A 25,234-nucleotide genomic window follows, 5' to 3' on the forward strand; every position below is an offset into this window, starting at 1 on the left:
TCTCTTAGTTAGTGTTCGCGGCGTTCTGTGCCAGATCGCTGTCGGCGCTCAATTCGCGCACGGCGATGTAACGTTCGCTGCGACGGGTGCGATCCAGCACCTGCCCTACCAATTGACCGCAAGCCGCGTCGATGTCTTCACCACGGGTGGTGCGCACGGTCACGTTGTAGCCTGCCTGATGCAGTTGATCCTGGAACCGGCGAATCGCGTTGTTGCTTGGCCGCTCGTACCCGGAATGCGGGAACGGGTTGAACGGAATCAGGTTGATCTTGCACGGAATATCCTTGAGCAGCTCGATCATTTCCACGGCGTGCTCAAGCTTGTCGTTGACGTCCTTGAGCAAGGTGTACTCGATGGTCAGCACACGCTTCTCGCCCAGGGCGGACATGTAGCGCACACACGAATCGAGGAGCATCTTAAGCGGATATTTCTTGTTGATCGGCACCAATTGGTTACGCAATGCGTCATTCGGTGCGTGCAGGGACAACGCCAGGGATACGTCGATGTGCTTGGCCAGCTCATCGATCATCGGCACCACACCCGACGTGGACAGGGTCACGCGGCGCTTGGAGATCCCGTAGCCCAGATCATCCATCATCAGATGCATGGCAGCCACGACGTTGTCGAAGTTCAGCAGCGGTTCGCCCATGCCCATCATTACCACGTTGGTGATGGCGCGGTCGATGGTAGCCGGAACACTGCCGAAGGATTTGTTGGCAATCCACACCTGGCCGATGACTTCGGCGGCGGTGAGGTTGCTGTTGAAGCCTTGCTTGCCGGTGGAGCAGAAACTGCAGTCCAGGGCACAGCCTGCCTGGGACGAAACGCACAGAGTGCCGCGTTTGCCCTGGGGAATGTAAACGGTCTCGACACAGCTGCCGGACGCCACACGCACCACCCATTTGCGGGTGCCGTCGCTGGAAATGTCCTCGCTGACCACTTCGGGACCGCGAACTTCAGCAACAGCCTTGAGCTTTTCGCGCAAGGCCTTGCTGACGTTCGTCATGGCGTCGAAATCATCGACGCCAAAGTGGTGAATCCATTTCATTACCTGACCGGCACGGAAACGCTTCTCCCCGATTGAGTCGAAGAATTTTTCCATTTCCGGCTGGGTCAGACCCAGCAGGTTGGTTTTAACAGTCGATGTAGTCATGGATTCACCTTCACTCTTAAGCCAATGCTTAGCGAGTGGTTACTTCAGTAGCTGCGAAGAAGTACGAGATTTCGCGAGCGGCAGCGGCTTCGGAGTCCGAACCGTGAACGGCGTTGGCGTCGATCGACTCAGCGAAGTCAGCACGGATGGTGCCGGCAGCAGCTTCTTTAGGGTTGGTAGCGCCCATCAGCTCACGGTTGCGAGCGATGGCGTTTTCGCCTTCCAGAACCTGAACGACAACCGGACCGGAGATCATGAAAGCAACCAGGTCACCGAAGAAACCGCGCTCTTTGTGCTCAGCGTAGAAGCCTTCAGCTTCGGCTTTGGACAGTTGCTTCATTTTCGAAGCAACCACTTTCAGACCAGCCTTTTCGAAACGGGTAACGATTTCGCCGGCAGCGCCTTTTGCAACGGCGTCAGGCTTGATGATGGAGAAAGTACGTTGAACAGCCATGGTGTAACTCCAGAAACGGTAATTTGCGAAAAATTAAACCCGCGAATTATACGCGGGTTCTTGGGTATTGCCTAACCTGCAAGGACGATCAGTCTACTTCTTCGATCCAGAGCGCCTGAACCGCTTCCAACACTTTCTCGCCGACCCGGCCAGAGGTGTTGTCGAAATCAGGCAGCTCCATGATCCATCGCTGCAAGTCGACGAAATTGACAGAGAGCGGATCGACGTCCGGCTTGGCTTCGGCCAGCTCTTCTGCAATACGTTGAACATCATTCCAACCGTAGCTCATGACAGTCTTACCAGTCAGTGCGGCGCTTCGGCCGCATGGTTAAGCGAATATTTCGGAATCTCGACGGTGAGGTCTTCCTCGCCGACGATGGCCTGACAGGCCAGACGCGACTGCGCTTCCAGCCCCCAGGCACGATCGAGGAAATCTTCCTCCAACTCGTCAGCTTCTTCCAGCGAGTCGAAACCCTCGCGGATGATGCAGTGACAGGTGGTGCAGGCGCAGACGCCGCCGCAGGCGCTTTCCATCTCGATGTGGTGTTCATGGGCCAGCTCGAGAATCGAAGTGCCGGGCTCAGCCTCGACCACCATGCCTTCAGGGCAGAACTTCTCGTGTGGCAGAAAAATGACCTGCGGCATCAGATATCCTCGATTTCATTCAGGTTGCGCCCCGACAGAGCGGCTTTCACCGTCTGATCCATACGACGGGCAGCAAAAGCATCGGTTACTTGCGACAGACGCTTGGTCTGCTGCTCGATGGCGTAACCATCGGTACCTTTCATCAGTTCAGTCAGTTCCTGCACCTGCAGATCGATGACCATGCGCTCTTCGGCGTCGAGCAAACGCTCGCCATCCGCTTCCAGAGCGCCCTGCACCGCTTCGATCAGGCGCTGGGCATCGACTTGCTGCTCACGCAGAACGCGAGCGACCTTGTCGTCATTGGCGTGCTGGAACGAATCCTTGAGCATCTTGGCGATTTCGCCGTCGGTCAGGCCGTAGGACGGCTTGACCTGGATGCTGGCCTCAACGCCCGAGCCCAGTTCACGGGCAGAAACACTGAGCAGACCGTCGGCATCGACCTGGAAGGTCACGCGAATCTTGGCTGCACCCGCGACCATCGCCGGGATGCCGCGCAATTCGAAGCGAGCCAGGGAGCGGCAATCGCTGATCAGCTCACGCTCGCCCTGCAACACATGGATCGCCATGGCCGACTGGCCGTCTTTATAAGTGGTGAAGTCCTGGGCGCGGGCAACCGGGATGGTGGTATTGCGCGGAATCACCTTCTCCATCAGGCCGCCCATGGTTTCCAGCCCCAGAGACAGCGGAATCACATCGAGCAGCAGCAGTTCGCCGCCATCGCGCTTGTTGCCGGCCAGCGTATCGGCCTGGATCGCAGCACCGATGGCCACCACTTGATCCGGATCGATCTCGGTCAGCGGTTGACGGCCGAAGGCTTCGGCGACAGCTTCGCGAACACGCGGAACGCGGGTCGAACCGCCCACCATGACCACGGCATGCACGTCTTCCAGCTCGACACCGGAGTCGCGAACGGCACGGCGACAGGCTTTCAGGCTGCGGGCAACCATCGGCTCGATCAGTGCGTCGAAGGCCTCGCGAGTCAACTGTGCTTTCCAGTCACCATAAGCAACTTCAACACTGCCGGCATTCGTCAGGGCTTCTTTGGCCGCACAAGCGGTTTGCAGCAGATTGCGTTGAGCGCCCGGATCGAGATCGGCGGAAAGGCCCGCGCTCTCGATGATCCAGCCGGCAATCGCGTGGTCGAAGTCATCGCCACCCAGCGCGCTGTCGCCGCCAGTTGCCAGAACTTCGAAGACACCACCGGTCAGGCGCAGAATCGAAATATCGAAAGTACCGCCACCCAGGTCATAAATGGCGACCAGGCCTTCGGCATGTTGATCCAGACCATAAGCCACCGCAGCGGCGGTTGGCTCATTGAGCAGGCGCAGCACGTTCAGACCGGCGAGTTTTGCCGCATCCTTCGTAGCCTGGCGCTGAGCGTCGTCGAAATAGGCAGGAACGGTAATCACCGCGCCGACCAGCTCGCCGCCCAAGGTCGCTTCCGCGCGCTGGCGCAGCACTTTGAGGATATCGGCGGAGACTTCGACAGGGCTTTTCGGGCCCTGCACGGTGTCGATGAACGGCATGTGCGATTCGCCGCCGACAAAGCGGTACGGCAGCTGATCGCCCAATTGCTTGACGTCGGACAGACCACGGCCCATCAGGCGTTTGACCGACAGCACGGTATTCAGGGGATCGGAGGACGCGGCCAGCTTGGCCGACTCGCCGACTTCGACGCGATCGGCGTGATAACGCACGGCGGAAGGCAGGATGACCCGTCCTTCGGCATCGGCCAGCGGCTCGGAAAGACCACTGCGCAACGCAGCGACCAGCGAATTGGTAGTGCCCAAGTCGATACCCACAGCCAGACGACGCTGGTGCGGTTGAGGACTTTGGCCGGGTTCGGCGATCTGCAGTAGGGCCATCGTGATCAGGACTTATCTGTATATCAGGCGTGCGACCGGAGCGGCACTGGGTTAATCGTCGAGGCGCTCTTCTAACTGGCGCACTTCGTAGGTGAGCTTGTCGAGGAACTGCATGCGCCGCATCAGGCGTTCGGCCTGCTCGCGTTGCGCTGCATCATCCCAACAGGCTGCGAAGCTTTCGTTCAGCTGCTCCTGGGCGGTCTTCAGGCGACGCTTGAAGGTCGCGACACCCGCCAGGTCGGCACTGTCCTGCAGATCTTCGAGCTCTTCGCGCCATTGCATCTGCTGCAGAAGAAACTCGGGATCGTGGACCGTGACTTCCATCGGCACTTCATGACCGCTGATCGTCAGCAGATAACGCGCACGCTGTGCCGGGCTCTTGAGCGTCTGGTAAGCATCGTTGAGCCGAGCGGACTGTTCGAGCGCCGAGCGCTGCTCACGCTCGGAAGCGTCGGCAAAACGATCGGGATGAACGCCGCGCGCCAGCTCGCGATAGCGCGTGGCCAGTTGCTCGAGATCCAGACGAAAGCCCGGTTGCAGCTCGAATAAAGCGAAATGACAAGGAGTTCCCACGACCAGCCTCAGATGTTGAAGCTTTCGCCGCAGCCACACTCACCGCGCACGTTGGGATTGTTGAACTTGAAGCCTTCGTTCAACCCTTCCTTGACGAAATCGAGTTCGGTGCCGTCGAGGTAAGCCAGGCTCTTGGGGTCGATAATCACTTTTTCGCCGTGACTCTCGAACACCTGATCTTCTGCAACCACCTCGTCGACAAACTCCAGCACGTAGGCAAGGCCGGAACAGCCCGTGGTGCGAACACCCAGACGAATCCCTTCACCCTTGCCGCGCCCGTCGAGGGAGCGTCGCACGTGTCGAGCAGCCGCTTCTGTCATGCTGATAGCCATCGTTGACTCCTTACTCGTCGCCCAATGCTTAGATCAAGCCTTTCTTCTGCTTGTAGTCGCGAACGGCCGCCTTGATGGCGTCTTCAGCGAGTACCGAGCAGTGGATTTTCACTGGCGGCAGTGCCAGTTCTTCGGCCAGCTGGGTGTTCTTGATGGTTTCCGCTTCGTCCAGGGTCTTGCCCTTCATCCACTCGGTGGCGAGGGAGCTGGAAGCGATAGCTGAACCGCAACCGTAGGTCTTGAACTTGGCGTCTTCGATAACGCCCTGGTCGTTGACCTTGATCTGCAGACGCATCACGTCGCCGCACGCCGGAGCGCCGACCATGCCGGTGCCGACATCTGGATCTTCCGCGTCCATCTTGCCGACGTTACGCGGGTTTTCGTAGTGGTCGATGACCTTTTCGCTGTAAGCCATGATTCTCAATCCTCACTCATCAGGGCCGCTCTTGAGACCCTGCAACTGCGCTGCGCAAACCGCCGCGTCGCTACAGGATCCGTATCCGGCGGCTTCTATGTTTAGTGTGCCGCCCACTCGATCTTCGAGATATCGACGCCGTCTTTGTACATGTCCCACAGCGGCGACAGAGCGCGCAGCTTGGTAACGGCCTCGCAGACTTTCTGCGCGGCGTAATCGATTTCTTCTTCGGTGGTGAAACGACCGAAGGTGAAGCGGATCGAGCTGTGTGCCAGTTCGTCGTTGCGGCCCAGGGCGCGCAGCACGTACGAAGGCTCCAGGGACGCCGAGGTGCACGCCGAACCGGACGAAACCGCCAGATCCTTGAGCGCCATGATCAGCGACTCGCCTTCAACGTAGTTGAAGCTCAGGTTCAGGTTGTGCGGAACGCGGGCGGTCAGGCTGCCGTTGACGTACAGCTCTTCCAGATGCTCGACCTGCTTGTAGAAACGGTCGCTCAACGCCTTGATGCGCACGTTTTCGGCAGCCATGTCTTCCTTGGCTACACGGAACGCTTCGCCCATGCCGACGATCTGGTGGGTCGCCAGGGTGCCGGAACGCATGCCACGCTCGTGACCGCCGCCGTGCATGGTCGCTTCGATGCGCACACGCGGCTTGCGGCTGACGTACAGCGCGCCGATGCCTTTAGGACCGTAGGTCTTGTGGGCAGAGAACGACATCATGTCGACTTTCAGCTTCTGCAGGTCGATTTCGACCTTGCCGGTAGACTGAGCGGCGTCGACGTGGAACAGAATACCTTTCGAACGGGTCAGCTCGCCGATGGCGGCGATGTCGTTGACCGTGCCGATTTCGTTGTTCACGTGCATCACCGACACCAGGATGGTGTCTTCGCGCAGCGCGGCTTCGATCATGGCCGGTGTGATCAGACCGTCTTCGGTCGGCTCGAGGTAGGTCACCTCGAAACCTTCACGCTCCAGTTGGCGCATGGTGTCGAGGACAGCCTTGTGCTCGATCTTGGAGGTGATCAGGTGCTTGCCCTTGGAGGCATAGAAATGTGCCGCACCCTTGATTGCCAGGTTGTCGGACTCGGTGGCACCGGAGGTCCAGACGATTTCGCGCGGGTCGGCGTTGACCAGATCGGCCACCTGACGACGGGCGTTTTCGACGGACTCTTCGGCCTTCCAGCCGAACACGTGGGAACGGGACGCCGGGTTACCGAAGTTTCCGTCGACCAGCAGGCACTCACTCATCTTTTGCGCAACGCGCGGATCGACCGGGGTGGTCGCAGAGTAATCAAGGTAAATCGGCAATTTCATGGACTATCTCCTAAATCAGGCTGGCTGGCGTGCCGCTAGCTCTCTGGCTGTCATTCGACGGCGGACGCTTCAATCTTGTCCAGGCGCGGCGCCTTGCCATTGCAACGACGCTGATCCTGACGCTGGGCCACTTCCTGCACCTCACGGCGAGTTACGAGGTCGGCCAAGCTGATACCGCTGAGAAATTCGTGAATCTGCAGGCTCAGGTCGCACCACAGGTGATGAGTCAGGCAGGTGTCGCCGGAATGGCAATCGCCCTGGCCCTGGCATTTTGTTGCATCGACCGATTCGTTCACCGCATCGATCACCTGGGCGACCTGGATGCCCTGCATGTCGCGGGACAACTGGTAGCCACCGCCCGGACCGCGAACACTGGAAACCAGGTTGCTGCGGCGCAGCTTGGCGAAAAGCTGTTCGAGATAGGACAGGGAGATGCCTTGGCGCTCGGAGATATCGGCCAGGGACACGGGCCCGTGCTGCGCGTGCAACGCCAGGTCAAGCATGGCGGTCACGGCGTATCGGCCTTTTGTAGTCAGTCGCATGGACAATTACCACGGAGTTCGGAATGGGCGGGAGTATGCAATTCCCGAGCATTTAAGTCAACTATAAGACCTAGTGCTTTAGTCGGGTTTACCCGCAAAAGAGCGCGCGAATGATAGCAGGGTCTGCGGCTTAATGGCACACCGGCTGGCATCAGCCCTGCAAGCGCATCAATGCGTCGTTGATTCGTCCTTGCCCTTCACGCAGGCGAAGTCTTCTTCGCGCAGTTCAGGCAGATCTTTCGCACAGTAATTGCTGCCCAGATCCTTCAGCGCCCCGCACATCCCTTCCAGACGGCCATCCACCGCCTGCAGGTGATCAAGCAATTGACCAATGGCACGCGCCACAGGGTCCGGCATGTCACCGCTCACGCCATAGGCATCGAAACCGATTTTCTCGGCCATCGCCTTACGCTTTGCGTCAGCCTCATCATCGGACTTGACGATGATCCGACCCGGAATCCCCACCACCGTGGCGCCCGGCGGTACCTCTTTGGTCACCACGGCATTGGAGCCGACCTTGGCGCCAGCGCCGACCGTGAACGGACCCAGCACCTTCGCGCCGGCCCCCACGACAACGCCATCACCCAGCGTCGGGTGACGCTTGCCCTTGTTCCAGCTGGTGCCGCCAAGGGTCACGCCCTGATAGATGGTGACGTCATCGCCGATTTCTGCGGTTTCGCCAATGACGATGCCCATGCCATGGTCGATAAAGAAGCGTCGACCCACCTTGGCGCCCGGATGAATCTCGATACCGGTCAGCCAGCGACCGAAGTTCGACACCAGGCGCGCCAGCCATTTCAAATCGTTACGCCAGAGCATGCCGGCCAGTCGATGAATCCAGATCGCATGCATGCCGGGGTAGCAGGTCAGGACTTCAAAAGCGTTACGCGCCGCCGGGTCTCGGTGGAATACGCTCTGGATATCTTCACGCAAACGCTCGAACATCATTAATCCTTCCGCTTAAGGAGCTCGCCACGGGCCGCTTTCTGGGTTTCCGTGAGGATGCCACGCAAAATATTCATTTCCGCCCGACTGACCGAGCTGCGTCCGTACAACCGGCGCAGGCGCGCCATCAAGTGCCGAGGTTTCTCCGGATCGAGGAATTCGATGGCCACCAGGGTCTGTTCCAGGTGCTCATAGAACCGCTCCAGCTCATCCATGGTCGCCAGCTCGGCGCTTTTCACGGAGGCCACTTCTTCTTTCTCGATCTTGGTCGGCTGACCCTGTGCTGCCAGCCAGGCCATGCGCACTTCATAGCTCAACACCTGCACCGCCGCCCCGAGATTCAGCGAGCTGAATTCAGGATCGGAGGGGATGTGCACGTGATAGTGACATCGTTGCAGCTCGTCGTTGGTCAGGCCGGAATCCTCACGACCGAACACCAGCGCGATTTCCGCGCCCTGCCCGGCCTCCTCGACCACTTTGGTCCCGCATTCGCGCGGATCCAGCAGCGGCCAGGGAATGCGCCGGTCGCGGGCACTGGTGCCGAGCACCAGATTGCAGCCGACCAGGGCGTCTTCCAAGGTGGCGACGACTTGCGCATTTTCAAGGATGTCACCGGCACCCGAGGCACGAGCATCGGCTTCGTGATGCGGAAAGACTCGCGGATCGACCAGCACCAGCCGCGACAAACCCATGTTTTTCATGGCGCGCGCGGTCCCGCCGATATTTCCCGGGTGGCTGGTATTGACCAGGACGACACGAATGTTTTGCAGCACGGCGGGCGCTCTCGGACTGGGGAAAGGGGTGCAAATCTTACAGAACAGCCTACCGTTAAGCTATGAAAGCGAACAGCGACCTTCACCTGAAGAAAAGTTCTGATAGAATGCGCGGCTTTCTTTAACAACCTTAGGTGACACATCCATGCAGCCCATGCTGAATATCGCGCTGCGCGCCGCCCGCAGCGCCAGTGAACTGATCTTCCGCTCCATCGAGCGCCTGGATACCATCAAGGTCGACGAAAAAGACGCCAAGGATTATGTATCCGAGGTCGATCGCGCCGCCGAACAGAAAATCATCGACGCCCTGCGCAAGGCTTACCCGAATCACTCGATCATGGGTGAAGAGACCGGCATGCACGCCGGCAACGGCATCGAAGGCGAAGAATACCTGTGGATCATCGATCCACTGGACGGCACCACCAACTTCCTGCGCGGCATTCCTCACTTCGCTGTCAGCATTGCCTGCAAATACCGTGGTCGCCTGGAACACGCCGTTGTTCTGGATCCGGTTCGCCAGGAAGAATTCACCGCCAGCCGTGGTCGCGGCGCTCAACTGAACGGTCGTCGCCTGCGTGTCAGCGGTCGTACCAGCCTGGACGGCGCTCTGCTCGGCACCGGTTTTCCGTTCCGTGACGACCAGATGGACAACCTCGACAACTACCTGGGCATGTTCCGCGCCCTGGTTGGCCAGACTGCCGGCATCCGCCGCGCCGGTTCGGCGAGCCTGGACCTGGCCTACGTTGCCGCTGGTCGTTTCGACGCGTTCTGGGAGTCGGGCCTGTCCGAGTGGGACATGGCTGCAGGCGCCCTGCTGATTCAGGAAGCAGGCGGCCTGGTGAGCGACTTCACCGGCGGTCACGACTTCCTTGAAAAAGGCCACGTCGTTGCCGGCAACACCAAATGCTTCAAGGCAGTTCTGACGGCGATCCAGCCACACCTGCCGGCCTCGCTGAAGCGCTAAGCTTCTCGCGAAACCAGAAAAGCACCCTTCGGGGTGCTTTTTTTATGCCTGTCATCAGGTTAATCCCGGGCACAAAAAAGCACCCCGAAGGGTGCTTCTTTTTTACTACAACCGCTTATTGCCCAGGCTGCGCCTGCGACAGGATCAGCTTGCCTTCCTTGTCGACCGGAATCTGGTTGCCCGGATCACGATCCATCCGCACCTTGCCTTCCTTGCCGTCCAGCGAGTAGCGGACGTCATAACCTACGACCTTGTCGCTGATGTCATTCACCGTATTACAGCGAGTCTGGGTGGTGGTGTAGGTATCGCGATTCTGCATGCCTTCCTGCACCTTGTTGCCGGCATAACCGCCACCGACCGCGCCAGCTACCGTGGCAATCTTCTTGCCGGTGCCGCCGCCGATCTGGTTACCCAGCAAACCACCTGCCACAGCACCGATGGCGGTACCGAGAATCTGGTGTTGATCCTTGACCGGCGCCTGCCGGGTCACAGCGACATCCTTGCATACTTCACGTGGCGTCTTGATCTGTGTCTTGACCGGTTCAACGGCCAGAACCTGCGCATACTCAGGGCCGCTCTTAACCAGGCTGTAGGTGGCAACAGCGCCCCCGGCAGTCACACCGACAGCACCCAGTACCGCACCAACCAGCAACGACTTGTTCACATGAACCTCCTGACCATCACATGCGGGACGCGCCCGCGCTTCTCCCAGCCTTGGAGCAATAAAAAAGGCGCGAGTTCAACTCGCGCCTTTTTTTGACTGACAACCGGGGAAACGATGGCCGTTATGGACGGTCGTCGACTTCCTTCTCGGTATTGGCCGGCGGAATCAGGTCTTCCGAAGACAGGTTCAGCCAGATCAGCACCACGTTGGCGATGTAGATCGACGAGTAGGTACCCGCCAGAACACCGATGAACAGGGCGATCGAGAAGCCGAACAGGTTGTCGCCACCAAAGAACAGCAGCGCCGCGATCGCCAGCAAGGTGGAGATCGAAGTCGCCATGGTGCGCAGCAGGGTCTGAGTGGTCGAGATGTTGATGTTCTCGATCAGCGAAGCCTTGCGCAGCACGCGGAAGTTCTCACGCACCCGGTCGAACACGACGATGGTGTCGTTCAGCGAGTAACCGATGATCGCCAGCACCGCCGCCAGCACCGTCAGGTCGAAGGTGATCTGGAAGAACGACAGGATACCCACGGTCACGATCACGTCGTGAATCAGCGAAACGATGGCACCGACCGCGAATTTCCACTGAAAGCGGAAAGCCAGGTAGATCAGGATGCCGCCGAGCGCCAGCAGCATGCCGAGGCCGCCCTGGTCGCGCAGTTCTTCACCGACCTGCGGGCCGACGAACTCGACGCGCTTGACCGTGGCCGGGTTTTCACCACCGACCTTCTGCAGCGCTTCCGCCACCTGATGGCCCAGCTGCGGGTCTTCACCCGGCATGCGCACCAGCAGGTCGGTGGTCGCACCGAAGTTCTGCACGACCGCTTCGTGATAACCGGCGGTAACCAGTTGCTCACGCACCTTGGTGACGTCGGCCGGACGCTCGTAGGTCAGCTCGATGAGCGTACCGCCGGTGAAGTCCAGGCCCCAGTTCATGCCCTTGTGGAACACGCTGAACAAGGCCAGCACGGTAAGGAACAATGTGACGCCGAACGCGAAGTTGCGAACGCCCATGAAGTTGATTGTACGTAACATGGCAGCCCCTTAAATCCACAACTTCTTGAAGTCACGACCGCCGAAGATCAGGTTGACCATCGCGCGGGTCACCATGATGGCCGTGAACATCGAGGTAAAGATCCCGAGGGACATGGTCACTGCGAAGCCCTTCACCGGGCCGGTGCCCATGGCGAAGAGGATGCCGCCGACCAGCAAGGTGGTCAGGTTGGCGTCGAGAATCGCGGTGAATGCCCGGCCGAAGCCTTCGTTGATTGCACGCTGCACGGTCATGCCGGCGGCGATCTCTTCACGGATCCGCGAGAAGATCAGCACGTTGGCGTCGACCGCCATACCCATGGTCAACACGATACCGGCGATACCCGGCAGGGTCAGGGTTGCACCCAGCAGCGACATCAGCGCCAGCAGCAGCACCATGTTCACCGCCAGAGCGACGGTGGCGATCAGTCCGAAGAAGCGGTAGATGGCGATGATGAACAGCGAGACGAACAGCATGCCCCACAGCGATGCATCGATACCCTTGGTGATGTTGTCCGCACCCAGGCTCGGGCCGATGGTACGTTCTTCAGCGAAGTACATCGGAGCCGCCAGACCACCGGCACGCAGCAGCAGCGCCAGTTCGGAGGATTCGCCCTGGCCGTTCAGACCGGTGATACGGAATTGCGCACCCAGCGGCGACTGGATGGTCGCCAGGCTGATGATCTTCTTCTCTTCCTTGAAGCTCTGCACGGCAACGTCTTTCTCGACGCCATCGACCATCTGCTTGACGTAGGTGGTCACCGGACGCTGTTCGATGAAGATCACTGCCATGCTGCGACCGACGTTGCTGCGGGTCGCGCGGCTCATCAGTTCGCCACCGTGACCATCCAGACGGATGTTCACTTCAGGTGTGCCGTGCTCGCCGAAACCGGCCTTGGCATCGGTCACCTGGTCACCGGTGATGATCAGGCTGCGCTCGATCTGTGCCGGAGGACGCTTGCCTTCGCGGAACTCGAAAGTCTCGGAAGTGGCTTTCGAGGCACCCGGCTCGGCGGCCAGACGGAACTCCAGGTTGGCAGTCTTGCCGAGGATACGCTTGGCTTCGGCAGTGTCCTGCACGCCCGGCAGCTCGACCACGATGCGGTTGGCGCCCTGACGCTGGACGATCGGTTCGGCAACACCCAGCTCGTTGACGCGGTTACGTACCGTGGTCAGGTTCTGCTTGATGGAGTATTCACGGATTTCCGCCAGCTTGGCCGGGGTCATCGCCAGACGCAGCACCGGTTGACCGTTGAGGTCGGCCGGAACAATGTCGAAATCGTTGAAGTTCTTGCGGATCAGCGCACGGGCCTGTTCGCGGGAGTCAGCATCGCTGAAGCCCAGCTGAATGGCGCCATTGAGCTGCGGCAGGCTGCGATAGCGAAGTTTCTCTTTGCGCAGCAGGCTCTTGACGTCGCCTTCGTAGACTTTCAGGCGTGCGTCGAGGGCTTTGTCCATGTCCACTTCCAGCAGGAAGTGCACACCACCGGACAAGTCCAGACCCAGCTTCATAGGGTGCGCAGCCAAGTTGCGCAGCCATTGCGGGGTGGTCTGTGCCAGGTTCAGCGCGACGACGTAGTCATCACCCAATGCCTTGCGCACAACGTCTTTGGCCGGCAACTGGTCTTCAGCCTTGGTCAGACGGATCAGGCCGCCCTTGCCGTTGGCTGCCAGGCTCGACGCCTTGACGTTGATCCCGGATTCACGCAGCGCGGTGCTCACGCGGTCCAGGTCGGCCTGGTTGACCTGCAGGGCCGTGCTGGCGCCGCTGATCTGGATGGCCGGGTCATCGGGGTATAGATTCGGAGCGGAATAAATCAGACCGATCGCCAGCACCGCCAGGATCAGAATGTATTTCCACAGAGGATATTTGTTCAGCATCACGCCGCCCGTTATGACGCGGGGCGCCTTGCGCGCCCCGTCGATTGAGTAGAAGTTGTTGCCCTTAGATCGCTTTCAGCGTGCCTTTTGGCAGCGTGGCGGCGATGGCGCCCTTCTGGAACTTCATTTCCACGGTGTCGGAAACTTCCAGAACCACGAAGTCATCGGCCACTTTGGTGATCTTGCCGGCGATGCCGCCGGTGGTGACCACTTCGTCGCCCTTCTGCAGGCTGTTCAGCAGGTTCTTCTGCTCTTTGGCGCGCTTGGCCTGTGGACGCCAGATCATCAGGTAGAAGATGACCAGGAAGCCGACCAGGAAAATCCACTCGAAGCCGCCGCCCATAGGCGCTGCAGCCGGTGCAGCCGCGTCAGCCATGGCGTTAGAGATAAAAAAGCTCATTTAGCACTCCAGTTGCAAATGTTGAATCTTGGGGTCAGAAAACTCAGTCCAAAGGCGGAACGGGGAGCCCGCGTTTGGCGTAGAAGGCATCGACAAAGGCGGCCAATGTACCCTGTTGAATAGCCTCGCGCAAACCAGCCATCAGCACCTGATAATGGCGCAAGTTATGGATGGTATTGAGCATGCTTCCCAGCATTTCGCCGCACTTGTCCAGGTGATGCAGATAAGCGCGGGAGAAGTTCTGGCAGGTATAGCAATCGCAGGTCGGATCCAGCGGCGAATCATCATGGCGATGGAACGCGTTACGGATCTTCAGCACGCCTGTATCAATGAACAGATGCCCGTTGCGGGCATTACGGGTTGGCATCACGCAATCGAACATGTCCACACCGCGGCGCACACCCTCAACCAGATCTTCCGGTTTGCCAACGCCCATAAGGTAACGAGGTTTGTCAGCTGGCATCATGCCCGGCAAGTAATCGAGCACCTTGATCATTTCGTGCTTCGGCTCGCCCACCGACAGACCGCCGATGGCCAGGCCGTCGAAACCGATCTTGTCCAGGCCTTCCAGCGAGCGCATGCGCAGGTCCTGGTGCATGCCACCCTGAACGATGCCGAACAGCGCCGCCGTGTTGTCGCCATGGGCATTCTTCGAACGCTGGGCCCAGCGTAGCGACAGCTCCATGGACACGCGGGCGACGTCTTCGTCAGCCGGGTACGGGGTGCATTCGTCGAAAATCATCACGATGTCCGAGCCCAGATCGCGCTGGACCTGCATCGACTCTTCCGGGCCCATGAACACTTTCGAACCGTCGACCGGAGAGGCGAAGGTCACGCCCTCTTCCTTGATCTTGCGCATGGCGCCGAGGCTGAACACCTGGAAACCGCCAGAGTCGGTCAGGATCGGGCCTTTCCACTGCATGAAATCGTGCAGGTCGCCGTGGGCTTTGATCACTTCGGTGCCCGGGCGCAGCCACAGGTGGAAGGTGTTGCCCAGAATGATTTCCGCGCCAATCGCCTCGATATCACGCGGCAACATGCCCTTGACCGTGCCGTACGTACCCACCGGCATGAAGGCCGGGGTCTCGACGGTGCCACGGGGGAAGGTCAGGCGACCACGACGGGCCTTGCCATCGGTGGCCAGGAGTTCAAAGGACATGCGACATTCGCGACTCATTCTGTTTCCTCTGGGCCTGTCTGTTCAGGGGCAGTCGGTGCGGGATTACGGGTGATGAACATCGCATCACCGTAGCTGAAAAAGCGGTAACCGTTGTCCACGGCGGCCTTATAGGCGGCCATGGTTTCCGGGTAACCGGCAAACGCCGAAACCAGCATCAACAGCGTGGATTCGGGCAAATGGAAATTGGTCACCAGGGCATCGACCACATGGAACGGCCGGCCCGGGTAGATAAAGATGTCGGTGTCGCCGCTGAATGGCTTGAGCACGCCGTCGCGGGCGGCGCTTTCCAGCGAACGCACGCTGGTGGTGCCCACGGCAATAACCCGACCACCGCGTGCGCGGCAAGCGGCGACTGCGTCGACCACGTCCTGGCCGACTTCCAGCCACTCGGTGTGCATGTGATGGTCTTCGATCTTCTCGACCCGCACTGGCTGGAAGGTTCCGGCGCCAACGTGCAACGTGACGAATGCAGTCTCGACGCCCTTGGCGGCGATCGCTTCCAACAGCGTCTGGTCGAAGTGCAGCCCGGCGGTCGGTGCAGCCACCGCGCCCAGCTTCTCGGCGTAAACGGTCTGATAACGCTCGCGATCCGAACCTTCGTCCGGGCGATCTATATAAGGAGGCAGCGGCATGTGCCCGACGCGGTCGAGCAGCGGCAGCACTTCCTCAGAGAAACCCAGCTCGAACAGCGCGTCGTGACGCGCCAGCATCTCGGCCTCGCCACCACCGTCGATAAGGATCTTCGAACCCGGCTTCGGCGACTTGCTGGAACGCACATGGGCCAGCACGCGGTGCGTATCGAGCACCCGCTCGATGAGGATTTCCAGCTTGCCGCCGGAGGCTTTCTGCCCGAACAGCCGCGCCGGAATCACCCGGGTATTGTTGAACACCATCAGATCGCCCGGGCGCAAATGCTCAAGCAGATCAGTGAATTGACGGTGTGCCAGGGCGCCGCTGACCCCATCCAGGGTCAACAGGCGACTTCCGCGACGCTCGGCCAAAGGGTGGCGGGCGATCAGCGAATCAGGAAGCTCGAAGGTAAAGTCAGCAACGCGCATGATGGGGTTCGTCTAGCAGGGCCGGAAAGTCTAGCGGAAATATCGAAAATTGACCATGAAACGTGATTGACCAACGGTAGGCACCTCTCTATACTTCGCCGCCATTGAGCCCTGATGGCGGAATTGGTAGACGCGGCGGATTCAAAATCCGTTTTCGAAAGGAGTGGGAGTTCGAGTCTCCCTCGGGGCACCAAAATTAGAAAAGGTCTTGCTTAGCAAGGCCTTTTTTTTCGCCTGCCGGAAAGTGCCGCTGGCCGACCGGCGAGATCTCACACAGGTTCACCCCATGGAAACGTCACTGGAAACAGTCGCCCTTTTCTCTCTGAAACTCGCGTACGAGGAAGAAGGCCTGAGCCCGATTTTGCGGGATGACATGGTCATGGGCGACTATCAGAAAGACGTGTTCGAATTGCTGGTCCGGCGCGGCGATGTCGAGAGTATTCAGTTCAAGATGAGCGAGTGCCTGGCACTGGCGATGGATGCCCTGGGTGGCGCCGAGAAACCTTTGGGGCGGGAACTGCACAAGTTGTCGACCGACCTCAGGCAGGCGCAGTCGCTGGAGCAGCTGGATCAGCCACTCCTCGCGCTCAAGGGTTATTTGAAGGACATTCTGTAATCAGACGCGCGCTCTGAAGAAACAGCCCCTCGGATTACTTGCTGGGTCTGTCCCGCGACAACGGACGCCAAATAGCCAGCTTCTTGGCGTCCGTTGTCACGGGACAGGCCCACAGTTACTTTAAGCATCACAATCAGCTGTTACGTCTCAGCCCAACACGCTAGAGCAGAAAGCAGGAATGACTGACTCTCTGAGCCTTTTCACGCGAGTCATTCCAGACAAGTCCAACGGCTAAGGATCTGAGTGCGGGATCGCCTGCAATATCCGCATTTTGGTCAACATCGATTACCCAATGGGGATTTTATTTGCCATCGCCAGATCAATCTGCTGGCAATATGAAATCAACCTATCGTACGGTTACCATAGCCAATACGAACTACGAAGGGACTTCGATCGATGAGGATCAATAATCACGGAAGCGGAATCCATAAGCGGGAGGTTCCCGGGATTGACTTCCTCAGCAAAAACCTACCGTCAGAGTGGATAGGTCACACCAATCTGGATCTCTCCTTGCCTCAGGGACCTCGCGAGATAGATTTGGTATTGTTTGCCGTCGACCGGATCTTCCTAATCGATCTCAAGGATGGTCATGGCCGTTATGAAAGCCATGAAGGGGGCTGGGCACTAAACGGAACGCCACAAAGCGGGCAGTCTCCGGTAAAAAAAATCATTGAGAACGCCCGGGAAGTCTGGATCAGACTGGATCGCTACCTGGATGAGCGTGCGCGACAGACCAAACGCACCAGAATGCCCACCCCAAAAGTGGTGGGTGTGGTGGTGCTTACCAGTAGCTTCGACCTGAGCGGTATCGCTCCTACTGAAGAGCTAAGCGTCTTCACGGCCAAGAACTTCTGCAACATTGTGAAGGATACGAAGCTTCGGATCGGTCGCTTCCACCCAGTATCTTCAGACTTCGTCTCCACACCTATTTATTCCGAAGATTGGCGTCGTCATCTCGACTTGTTCTTGAACGTAAAAAGCGGGGTATTCGTGCCTGGTATGCGCAGGTACGGCGGCTATGTGGCATCTGGCTCAGGATCTGCTACTTACGTTGGTCCAGCAAAGATCTATCAAGAATTTGCAGTAGAGGACGGCACGCCAGCTAAGGCGACCGGTCTCCTTCGCCTCTGGGATTTCAGTAACGCTGATACGAGGTTTCAGACGCAGGATGGTAGGCTGGAGATCGCCGGTCGTGAGCGCACCATCATAGGATGGCTTAATGACCGGAACGAGGAGTGCGCGAACGCCTTGCTTCAACCGAAGTCCGAGGAGCAAGACCGCTCACCGGACTACTGGGAGGTTTACGACCAACGCAGACGCATGAAGCGCCTTTCAGACTTCGTTCGAAGTGAGCTCCCACGACTTCGGCCCGATCAACGAATTGATGTTGCGCGCCAACTGCTCTTCCAAGCTAGTCGATTGCATGCCTATCAAACGGCGCACCTCGACCTAGGCCCCCATAGTGTTTGGGTGGCTCTACCGGCAGAAGTCAAACTGTCTCATTTAATGGCTGCTCGATACCCACAGGCATGTTCTCTCGGCGACTCTCGCTATCAATTCCTATCTAGCGTCAAATCTCCCGATGAGGAACTGAATCAACATGATGCTACGGGCGAACAAAGGGATGTCTATCATCTGGGTTGCCTGATTCACCAGATTCTCTTTGGTATTCCCCCCGCTGGCTCACCACCCGATTGGGACGCATCCGTCGACACCCAAGGCTCATTCCTAACCCTTCATCAAGTGCTTGCGCATTCAATCTCGTGGGACTGCACAGTCCGATACAAGAGTGCGATAGAACTTTTAGATGCATTCAACGAAGCAGTAGAACCCCCGGGTGTGGGTGCAGAGGTTATAAAGCGCCTTGAAACTTTCAAAACTATTCCGTCCCAGATGAAATTCTTCATGCGGTACCCATTGCATGAAGAGATAAAGGATAACGATTTTATTACTATCTGGCGGTCTGAGTCGGTCGATGGTCCGATGCTAGTCAAACTATGGAAACGAGCAGCATGGGTTGACGGCTCGACTGACCACCCACGCATTCTAGATTTTCTGGAACGAGCGCGTCACTTCAGCATCACTCATCCACCAGGATGCGTGCCGATTAAGGCAGCATATTGGTTGAACGATGCCTTTGCCCTAGTTCAACCCTTCATAGACGCACCGAACCTCGCTGAACACCCCTTCCTGCAAAACAAGAGTGAAGTAACCGCTGATGGGGCTTTGAGATTTTCGCTAAACTTGGTGCAAACGGTTATCACACTCCATGAGTCTGGTGTGAGTCACGGAGATCTGAAGCCCCAAAATATCTTAGCTTGTGGCGACGAGCCGGTGCCTCAGTTTGTAGACTATCTAGATTTCTGCAGCAGTAGTGATGGTGAGCTCCGAACGACAGCTTATTCTCCTGCAGCCGGGGGCACAGTTGAACGAGATCGGTATGCTACCACACGAATTGTCGAAGAAATCCTTACAGGAGTCGCCCTTTCATCGGCTGCTCAAACGGAGGTTGTAACGGGGATAGAAAAATGCCGTGGCGGAGACGCACTAGCGAACGCAACGCTCCTACCGCTACTAGACGCTTTGCAACGTGCTTTAAACCCACCTTCTCAGCCAAAGTTCCGACAGCTTAGCATCGGAATTCCCACTGCGCCTACTAAAGAGTTGCTCCCTGACGACGATGGTTATGGGTACGGTGTAATCGGGGCCGAGTTCTTTATACGCGGCCTGACCGATATTCTCTATTTCAAAATTAAAGGTTCACGAATCACGTTTGCTCGCCATGTAACCGCCCCGCAGGTCGTTCATCGTCGCCTCTACGCACTTCAAACCGGGATAATACGTGCAGAGATCTCGGTTCGCGGCGGAGTAGCCCCCAACTATAAGCAGTTCCAAAGCCTTCTTGAAGATCCAGAATTCGCCGAATTTATCAAGCCGGTGGGCTCGTTGCAATCTACAGTTGATGACGAAGTAGACGTTGACTCCGATGAGATAGATCTTTTTGATAGTGCCCCTACTACCAGTGCTGAAACCGATGAAGATGCGGTCACAGAATTGGTGGAGTCCAGCCGAGGTACGCAGCGCTCCAGTGTACCCGAGTTGTGGCGGACTATGGTCGATGTCGAGGTCAACCTAACGAACGAAGCACGAGCCGTTGGTCCAAGCACGCTGCGCCGCGAAAGCGGGGTTCACGCAGTGCCAATCGAACTCCTCCATGGCCATTTTGAGTTCGATAAGAGGGATCGGGTAAGCGTCGAAAGACTTGGGAATGACGGCCGCTGGCGTAGAATTGGATTTCTCGATCTGGCCAAATCTAGCGCTGAATTCATACAAATCGAAGCGATCGCTTGGTTTGAATCTGTCGGACACCTAGTCGACCAAGATCAGCGACTTCGCTTTACCAGCACTATGGAGTACGCGAACATATCGAGGCGCGCTGCGGCGGTCAAACGCATTCTAAGTCGGCGCTCAATTGTCCCTAATCTTATCGACTATTTTGATCCCGCCTGCTCGCCTGAACTTCATCACGTCCCAATTGAGGTTGATGTCGCCGAAATCATGGACTTGTACGGCCTGAACAAGACCCAGGCAATTGCCTTTGCTCGAATTTTCAATGTACGACCACTTGGACTTCTCCAAGGCCCGCCGGGCACAGGAAAAACCAAGTTCATCGGAGCTCTGATCCATTTCGCACTTACACGTGGTTATGTACGAAACGTACTCCTCACTAGTCAATCACACGAAGCCGTAAACAATGCCGGCCAAGCGGTGCTTAAGTTGTTTCCAGACAGTGAGCAAGCACCGAGCATACTTCGCATAGGTCAAGAGGATGACGTTTCAGACCAACTTCTGCCATATCACGTACTGCGTGTTGAACAACTTTACAAAGACAATTTCAAAGCCACACTTAAGCCTCGTTTAATGACAGCCGCCGCTGCCATTGGAATATCTGAGGAGGCAGCCAGTCAGGTCACCTGGATAGAAACATCGATTCGCCCGATTATAGAAAGTCTCAACAAGTTGGCAGAGGATACAGAGATCGACGGTGTACGTGAGCGGCTACATAGCCAGTTGAGTACACTTAGTACCATGGTTACTAACATGAGTATTGACGTCGACATCCCCCTGATCAGCCAGCTACCTACACCGCACCTGCTAGATGACATCTACGACGCCATTGCGACCCAAACTGGGTGTGCACCCGATGGTATCGCCAAGCTGCGGTCGGTTGCCGTTCTTTCAAGAGATATTGTAAGCAGCGTGTCAACAGCAGAGCGCAGCTTTGAGACGTTCCTCGCAGGCACTCGGCAGATCGTAGCGGGCACATGTGTGGGCCTTGGCAGGTCTTCACTTGGCTTAACGTCTACGGCTTTCGATCTCGTGGTCATCGACGAGGCTGCGCGCTGTACCGCAAGCGAACTTTCGGTACCAATGCAAGCCGGTCGCTGGTGTGTGCTGGTAGGCGATCAAGCTCAACTCGAGCCTCGTGTTGACGAGACAGTACTTTCACTGGTCGCGGAAAAAACAGGTTATTCCGCTAACGACATTACTGAGAGTGCTTTCCAGACAGTCTTCGAGTCCAGCTTTGGTGAGAGTATTAGTCAACGCCTACTAATACAGTATCGCTCTCTTCCGCCGATCGGCCGACTAGTATCAAATTCGTTCTATGAGCAGTCTTTGACCCCTGGCCGGTTGATATCGGACGTGGCTGATTCAGACTACCCGTCCGCGCTGAACTCTCCCTTGACGTGGGTCTATACCGATGACATGCGCGAGGAAGCACACCAAAAACCGGATTACAAAAAAGGATCCAAAAGTCTTACTAATCGCATCGAATGCGAACTCATTGCCGGCATGCTGATGGATTGGGATCGCTGTCCTAATTTCATCGATTGGCTTGAGAGGAAAACTGAAAGGGAACCTGCCATCGGGATCATTTGCTCCTACGGCGCGCAAGCTACGGCTATCAGGCACAAACTCCAGCTGGCACGACTCAGTGACACGATGAGGGGAGCTATTAAAGTTGGTACCGTAGACAGTTACCAAGGTAAAGAGAATCGCATAGTTATCCTGTCGCTTGTTCGAAATAATTTCGATGGGAAGCGGATCGACGGCAAGCCAACGATCAAGCCAGGTTTCATGTCACGTCCGAATCGCATCAACGTAGCTGCCAGCCGGGCGATGGATCGGCTTGTGATCGTCGGTGCAAAATCTGCATGGGCTCCCGGTGGCCCCATGGCAACTCTAAAAGAAAATTTTGATCTCGAGGTTGAGGCTGGTCACGGGGTATTTATCGAAGCGGGACAGCTGCTTGACGAACAAAGAGCGGCGCTCAGCACACCGTTTACCGCAAAACGCGCGAAAATATCTAGCAACAAGGAGGTTTCATGATCGATCTACCAACGACACTATCCTACATCGAAGTTAGTCAGGATGAGGATACACCTTCGATCATCATCGGAATCTACGATGTTCTGCTGCCATGCAGACGATATAGGGTTACTTTCAAACTCGCTGAGGTAGGAAAAGTATCTCTTACAACGGAATTCTTGCTTCGGCTGATCCACACTGTGGATGGCATGCCGGAAACAACCGTCGCAAAGTTCTTTGACTTCAAACCTCAGGAAATGGCCTATTTGCTCAACGATGCAGTAAGCCTTGGGTACATCAGTCGTGATGCTGGCCGTCTGTGGCTGACTACGGCTGGGCGCCTACTATTTGTTCCATGGGACGAAGCGCCCCAAATCTACAACGTTGAAACAAGGACTATGAGTGTCGGCTTCGACATGCTCTCTTTTTCCCCTGAGGAAAAAACAAGGATTGAGCATTTTGATAGCCGGCTCCCGGAGCTCCCAATCGACCCCGCGATTGCAGGTAATGCACGGGACCGAATACCGACCTCATTCAAGCATCACTTCAACGACCTTACATCGCGACGTCAGTTACGGCAGGTGAATCGTAAATCGCTCTACTCGATTGACGAGATCGTTTCGACGGATCGCTTTACAGCTATCGTTCCCATTGTAGTGAAAGCTCTCCGCAGCAATCCTGCGCAAGGGGAACCAGACCTTCTAACCTGGCGTGGAGAGGAATATCTCGAAAGCCGCCCGCAAATCACTTCCGCGGTAGCTCAGTTCGTTGATGAGCTTCGGATGAGCCGCCCCCCAGACGCATCTGCTCACTACCAACTCCTAGCTGACCTCGCCCCGGATCTAATGCATGAATATACCAATAAGGAAGGCGTTTCAGTTATGCGCTTCTACCGGGAGGTCTCCGCTCTGAAAGGGCGTGGTTTTTCCGTAAATCGGCGCACAGTTCCTATTCTTGGCCCACTCGTAAACGTTTCTAACGCTAAACTAGTCATTGATGCCATCAAACGTACGGCGGCTAATAGTCCAATCAGTTGTATTCCCCAGAAGTTTTATTGGAGGGCACCCGCCAACCTCTATTGGGGATTGAACCGTGCATTACCAAAACTATGCGGGCAAATCTCAGAGTATTTAGAAACTAAAACCGGGGAAGATGCGCCCTCTCCCGTGCCGGTCCTCATCCGAACGGCTGGTAATCGGGGGCCTGAGCGCGCGTTCTCAAAAACTCTGGAAATTAGCGATAAAGCGCTTCCCTCTTCGATTGAAATTCTCCTAGTACCCGGCCTTAGCGTCGCCGTTCTGGTGCATCTTCCCCTAGAAGACTCCCAGGGCCATGCTGTACCTTTGGGGTTCGTTAGCTTCGATGCGAGCGTTATCCAGCGAGTAGAGCGGCTGCTTCAAGAGGTTTCTGAAATAGAGCTACCCTTAGAGCGAGTTACGGAGGACATGATCGACTTACCGACCAACTCCTGAGATGACTGGGCACCCTAGCGCTCCTTTCTGTAACTGCCAGACTTATAGCTCGTGCTCAGGACGACCTAAACCACCTGTAATTCCTAACTCAACTGTGATTCGCGACCGCCTTTAGCGGTCGATTGAACCGGTGATCGCTATCCTAGATTGACTGGTCGCACATCGTCCATCAATGACCAGCGAATTTTAATCGCATCCATTGAAAATCAAACTATGCGCCGACTCAATAAATTCCATACATAAAAATATACATAACCATATTAAAACCAACATAATCAATTAGTTAACTCCACTCTCGAGTCTCCCTCGGGCACCAAAATTAAGAAAGGTCTTGCTTTGCAAGGCCTTTTTTTTTCGCCTGCCGGAAAGTGCCGTTGGCCGACCGGCGAGATCTCACACAGGTTCACCCCATGGAATCGTCACTGGAAACAGTCGCCCTTTTCTCCCTGAAACTCGCCTACGAGGAAGAAGGCCTGAGCCCGATTTTGCGGGATGATCTGGTCATGGGCGATTACCAGCGGGATGTGTTCGAGCTGCTGGTACGCCGGGAGGATGTCGAAACCATTCAGTTCAAGATGAACGAATGCCTGGGCCTGGCGATGGATGCCCTGGGCGGTATCGAAAAACCGTTGGGGCGTGAATTGAACAGGTTGTCGGTTGACTTCGGCCAGGCACGATCGGTGGCGCAGATGGATGCACCACTCCTCGCCCTTAAAAGCTACCTGAAGGACATCCTGTAATTCGTCATCAGCGCAGCGCTTTCACGACACGGATATCTGTGGGAAAGCCATCCGGGCCGACCAGTTTCTTCCATCCCACGTACTGGAACGTCCCGCGTTCATCGATGTAATCGCCCTTCTCCACGGACCTGCCTCCTAGCACCGCCACACGTTTTTCCTCGCCGCACCCGCCATCCGATGGTCTGACGGTATAGATCACATACGGTTTCACATACTGCGTGGCACGGAAGTGTCGGCCACAGACTGCATCGACGGTGATCATCATGGTCTTGAGGCGAGCTTCGCCATCCATGTCTTCATGCAGTTTCAGGAATGAGAGCTCACCCACATCGCTGAATCCCAGAGAGCGGGCGCGCTGGTACTCGGGGGAATTCTCGTGAGCGATCCGGCCTTCCTGCACGGCACGTTCGTTTTGCGCGGCATAATCAGCCTTGCCTTGGGCGATCATCGATTCGGCTTGCGCGATGGTGCTGTCGCACTGAGCGTACTCGCGGGAATAGAGATATTCGGGCGTCAGGTTCGGGCGGCGCTCATCGAGAGTTCGCAGGTTCTCTTCCAGGGCAAACATGATGTCGAAAGCAGTGTTGCGACCGCTCTGCACACCAGCCATTTTTTCCTGCATTCGCTGACAGTTGGCGCTGTAGTACTGCCAACTGGCCTGTGGAGCTTCTGTCCAGGCTGCGAACACCGGGGTTACCGCGAAAACGAGTGTGATCGCGCCGAACAGACGCGAGGCATTGAAGGCGGCAAACATAGGTAATCCATTACAGGAGAGAAGTGGCGCGACGCTACTATTTTGATATCTTCTCGTCCACTGCTGACAAGCGCATCAACAGCACCTCA

At 57.1% G+C, this 25,234-nt stretch carries 24 protein-coding genes and 1 tRNA gene; 6 read left to right on the forward strand and 19 right to left on the reverse strand.

The genetic code is table 11. From position 1 onward, the window contains the following. Positions 1–4 precede the first annotated feature (4 nt). The 12 genes from rlmN to trmJ all read right to left on the reverse strand — a co-directional run bounded on the left by rlmN (position 5) and on the right by trmJ (position 9,013). Positions 5–1,153: a 23S rRNA (adenine(2503)-C(2))-methyltransferase RlmN gene (gene rlmN, locus IF189_RS22960; protein ID WP_085709400.1), complete on the reverse strand. Its 1,149-nt coding sequence runs from the start codon at positions 1,151–1,153 to the stop codon at positions 5–7. A gap of 28 nt (positions 1,154–1,181) precedes the next feature. Further along, positions 1,182–1,607: a nucleoside-diphosphate kinase gene (gene ndk / locus IF189_RS22965; protein ID WP_003227894.1), complete on the reverse strand. Its 426-nt coding sequence runs from the start codon at positions 1,605–1,607 to the stop codon at positions 1,182–1,184. A gap of 88 nt (positions 1,608–1,695) precedes the next feature. Beyond that, positions 1,696–1,896 (reverse strand): Fe-S cluster assembly protein IscX, encoded by a 201-nt coding sequence (gene iscX, locus IF189_RS22970; protein WP_027619659.1) that lies wholly within the window; start codon positions 1,894–1,896, stop codon positions 1,696–1,698. A gap of 14 nt (positions 1,897–1,910) precedes the next feature. Further along, complete coding sequence (fdx, locus tag IF189_RS22975; protein ID WP_041071821.1) at positions 1,911–2,252, reverse strand: ISC system 2Fe-2S type ferredoxin; 342 nt, start codon at positions 2,250–2,252, stop codon at positions 1,911–1,913. Beyond that, entirely contained in the window at positions 2,252–4,117 is a 1,866-nt protein-coding gene (gene hscA / locus IF189_RS22980) for a Fe-S protein assembly chaperone HscA (protein WP_192552315.1), read from the reverse strand. Before hscA ends, fdx begins: the two co-directional genes overlap by 1 nt. 51 nt (positions 4,118–4,168) lie before the next feature. Beyond that, a complete protein-coding gene (gene hscB, locus IF189_RS22985) occupies positions 4,169–4,690 on the reverse strand; it encodes a co-chaperone HscB (protein ID WP_085709397.1) in 522 nt (173 codons plus the stop codon). A gap of 8 nt (positions 4,691–4,698) precedes the next feature. Continuing rightward, positions 4,699–5,022 carry an iron-sulfur cluster assembly protein IscA gene (gene iscA / locus IF189_RS22990; RefSeq protein ID WP_003227904.1) on the reverse strand — a complete coding sequence of 108 codons (324 nt, stop codon included), beginning with the start codon at positions 5,020–5,022 and terminating at the stop codon, positions 4,699–4,701. A gap of 28 nt (positions 5,023–5,050) precedes the next feature. After that, positions 5,051–5,437, reverse strand: a complete 387-nt coding sequence (gene iscU, locus IF189_RS22995) for a Fe-S cluster assembly scaffold IscU (RefSeq protein WP_064589074.1) — start codon at positions 5,435–5,437, stop codon at positions 5,051–5,053. Positions 5,438–5,538: 101 nt separating this feature from the next. Next, positions 5,539–6,753: an IscS subfamily cysteine desulfurase gene (locus IF189_RS23000; RefSeq protein ID WP_085709396.1), complete on the reverse strand. Its 1,215-nt coding sequence runs from the start codon at positions 6,751–6,753 to the stop codon at positions 5,539–5,541. 50 nt (positions 6,754–6,803) lie between these two features. Further along, positions 6,804–7,295 carry a Fe-S cluster assembly transcriptional regulator IscR gene (iscR, locus tag IF189_RS23005; protein ID WP_007956690.1) on the reverse strand — a complete coding sequence of 164 codons (492 nt, stop codon included), beginning with the start codon at positions 7,293–7,295 and terminating at the stop codon, positions 6,804–6,806. Between the two features lie 168 nt (positions 7,296–7,463). Continuing rightward, entirely contained in the window at positions 7,464–8,240 is a 777-nt protein-coding gene (gene cysE, locus IF189_RS23010; protein WP_085709395.1) for a serine O-acetyltransferase, read from the reverse strand. 2 nt (positions 8,241–8,242) lie between these two features. Beyond that, positions 8,243–9,013 (reverse strand): tRNA (cytosine(32)/uridine(32)-2'-O)-methyltransferase TrmJ, encoded by a 771-nt coding sequence (gene trmJ / locus IF189_RS23015; RefSeq protein ID WP_007956692.1) that lies wholly within the window; start codon positions 9,011–9,013, stop codon positions 8,243–8,245. Positions 9,014–9,158: 145 nt separating this feature from the next. Here trmJ and suhB point away from each other — a divergent pair, with 145 nt between their 5' ends. Then, positions 9,159–9,977 (forward strand): inositol-phosphate phosphatase, encoded by an 819-nt coding sequence (gene suhB, locus IF189_RS23020; protein ID WP_007903571.1) that lies wholly within the window; start codon positions 9,159–9,161, stop codon positions 9,975–9,977. A 115-nt stretch (positions 9,978–10,092) separates the two neighbouring features. On the opposite strand, the gene IF189_RS23025 is transcribed toward suhB, so the two are convergent. From IF189_RS23025 to queA, 6 genes are all read right to left on the reverse strand, one after another. Then, complete coding sequence (locus IF189_RS23025) at positions 10,093–10,641, reverse strand: glycine zipper 2TM domain-containing protein (RefSeq protein WP_085709392.1); 549 nt, start codon at positions 10,639–10,641, stop codon at positions 10,093–10,095. A 121-nt stretch (positions 10,642–10,762) separates the two neighbouring features. Then, entirely contained in the window at positions 10,763–11,677 is a 915-nt protein-coding gene (gene secF / locus IF189_RS23030) for a protein translocase subunit SecF (protein ID WP_085709391.1), read from the reverse strand. 9 nt (positions 11,678–11,686) lie between these two features. Further along, the gene (secD, locus tag IF189_RS23035) at positions 11,687–13,555 is read right to left on the reverse strand and encodes a protein translocase subunit SecD (RefSeq protein ID WP_192552316.1); all 1,869 of its coding nucleotides are present in this window, start codon (positions 13,553–13,555) and stop codon (positions 11,687–11,689) included. A gap of 64 nt (positions 13,556–13,619) precedes the next feature. Next, positions 13,620–13,955, reverse strand: coding sequence for a preprotein translocase subunit YajC (gene yajC, locus IF189_RS23040; protein WP_065257675.1), 336 nt, complete (start codon positions 13,953–13,955; stop codon positions 13,620–13,622). Positions 13,956–13,998: 43 nt separating this feature from the next. Further along, positions 13,999–15,114, reverse strand: coding sequence for a tRNA guanosine(34) transglycosylase Tgt (gene tgt / locus IF189_RS23045; RefSeq protein WP_162803510.1), 1,116 nt, complete (start codon positions 15,112–15,114; stop codon positions 13,999–14,001). A 14-nt stretch (positions 15,115–15,128) separates the two neighbouring features. After that, positions 15,129–16,193: a tRNA preQ1(34) S-adenosylmethionine ribosyltransferase-isomerase QueA gene (gene queA / locus IF189_RS23050; RefSeq protein ID WP_192552317.1), complete on the reverse strand. Its 1,065-nt coding sequence runs from the start codon at positions 16,191–16,193 to the stop codon at positions 15,129–15,131. A 108-nt stretch (positions 16,194–16,301) separates the two neighbouring features. On the opposite strand from queA, the gene IF189_RS23055 reads away from it, so the two are divergent. The 5 genes from IF189_RS23055 to IF189_RS23075 all read left to right on the forward strand — a co-directional run bounded on the left by IF189_RS23055 (position 16,302) and on the right by IF189_RS23075 (position 24,391). Then, positions 16,302–16,386 (forward strand) — tRNA-Leu (locus IF189_RS23055). A gap of 93 nt (positions 16,387–16,479) precedes the next feature. Then, on the forward strand, positions 16,480–16,809 hold the full coding sequence (locus tag IF189_RS23060; RefSeq protein ID WP_192552318.1) for a hypothetical protein: 330 nt from the start codon (positions 16,480–16,482) through the stop codon (positions 16,807–16,809). Positions 16,810–17,205: 396 nt separating this feature from the next. Next, positions 17,206–22,200, forward strand: coding sequence for an AAA domain-containing protein (locus IF189_RS23065; protein ID WP_192552319.1), 4,995 nt, complete (start codon positions 17,206–17,208; stop codon positions 22,198–22,200). Further along, the gene (locus IF189_RS23070) at positions 22,197–23,651 is read left to right on the forward strand and encodes a hypothetical protein (protein WP_192552320.1); all 1,455 of its coding nucleotides are present in this window, start codon (positions 22,197–22,199) and stop codon (positions 23,649–23,651) included. The genes IF189_RS23065 and IF189_RS23070 overlap by 4 nt, the downstream gene beginning before the upstream one ends. A gap of 410 nt (positions 23,652–24,061) precedes the next feature. Beyond that, positions 24,062–24,391, forward strand: coding sequence for a hypothetical protein (locus IF189_RS23075; protein ID WP_192552321.1), 330 nt, complete (start codon positions 24,062–24,064; stop codon positions 24,389–24,391). A 7-nt stretch (positions 24,392–24,398) separates the two neighbouring features. Here IF189_RS23075 and IF189_RS23080 read toward each other — a convergent pair whose 3' ends face one another. Then, positions 24,399–25,145, reverse strand: a complete 747-nt coding sequence (locus IF189_RS23080; protein ID WP_192552322.1) for a hypothetical protein — start codon at positions 25,143–25,145, stop codon at positions 24,399–24,401. Positions 25,146–25,234 lie beyond the last annotated feature (89 nt).

The sequence above is a fragment of the Pseudomonas sp. IzPS59 genome, from assembly GCF_014863505.1.
Lineage (GTDB): Bacteria > Pseudomonadota > Gammaproteobacteria > Pseudomonadales > Pseudomonadaceae > Aquipseudomonas > Aquipseudomonas kribbensis.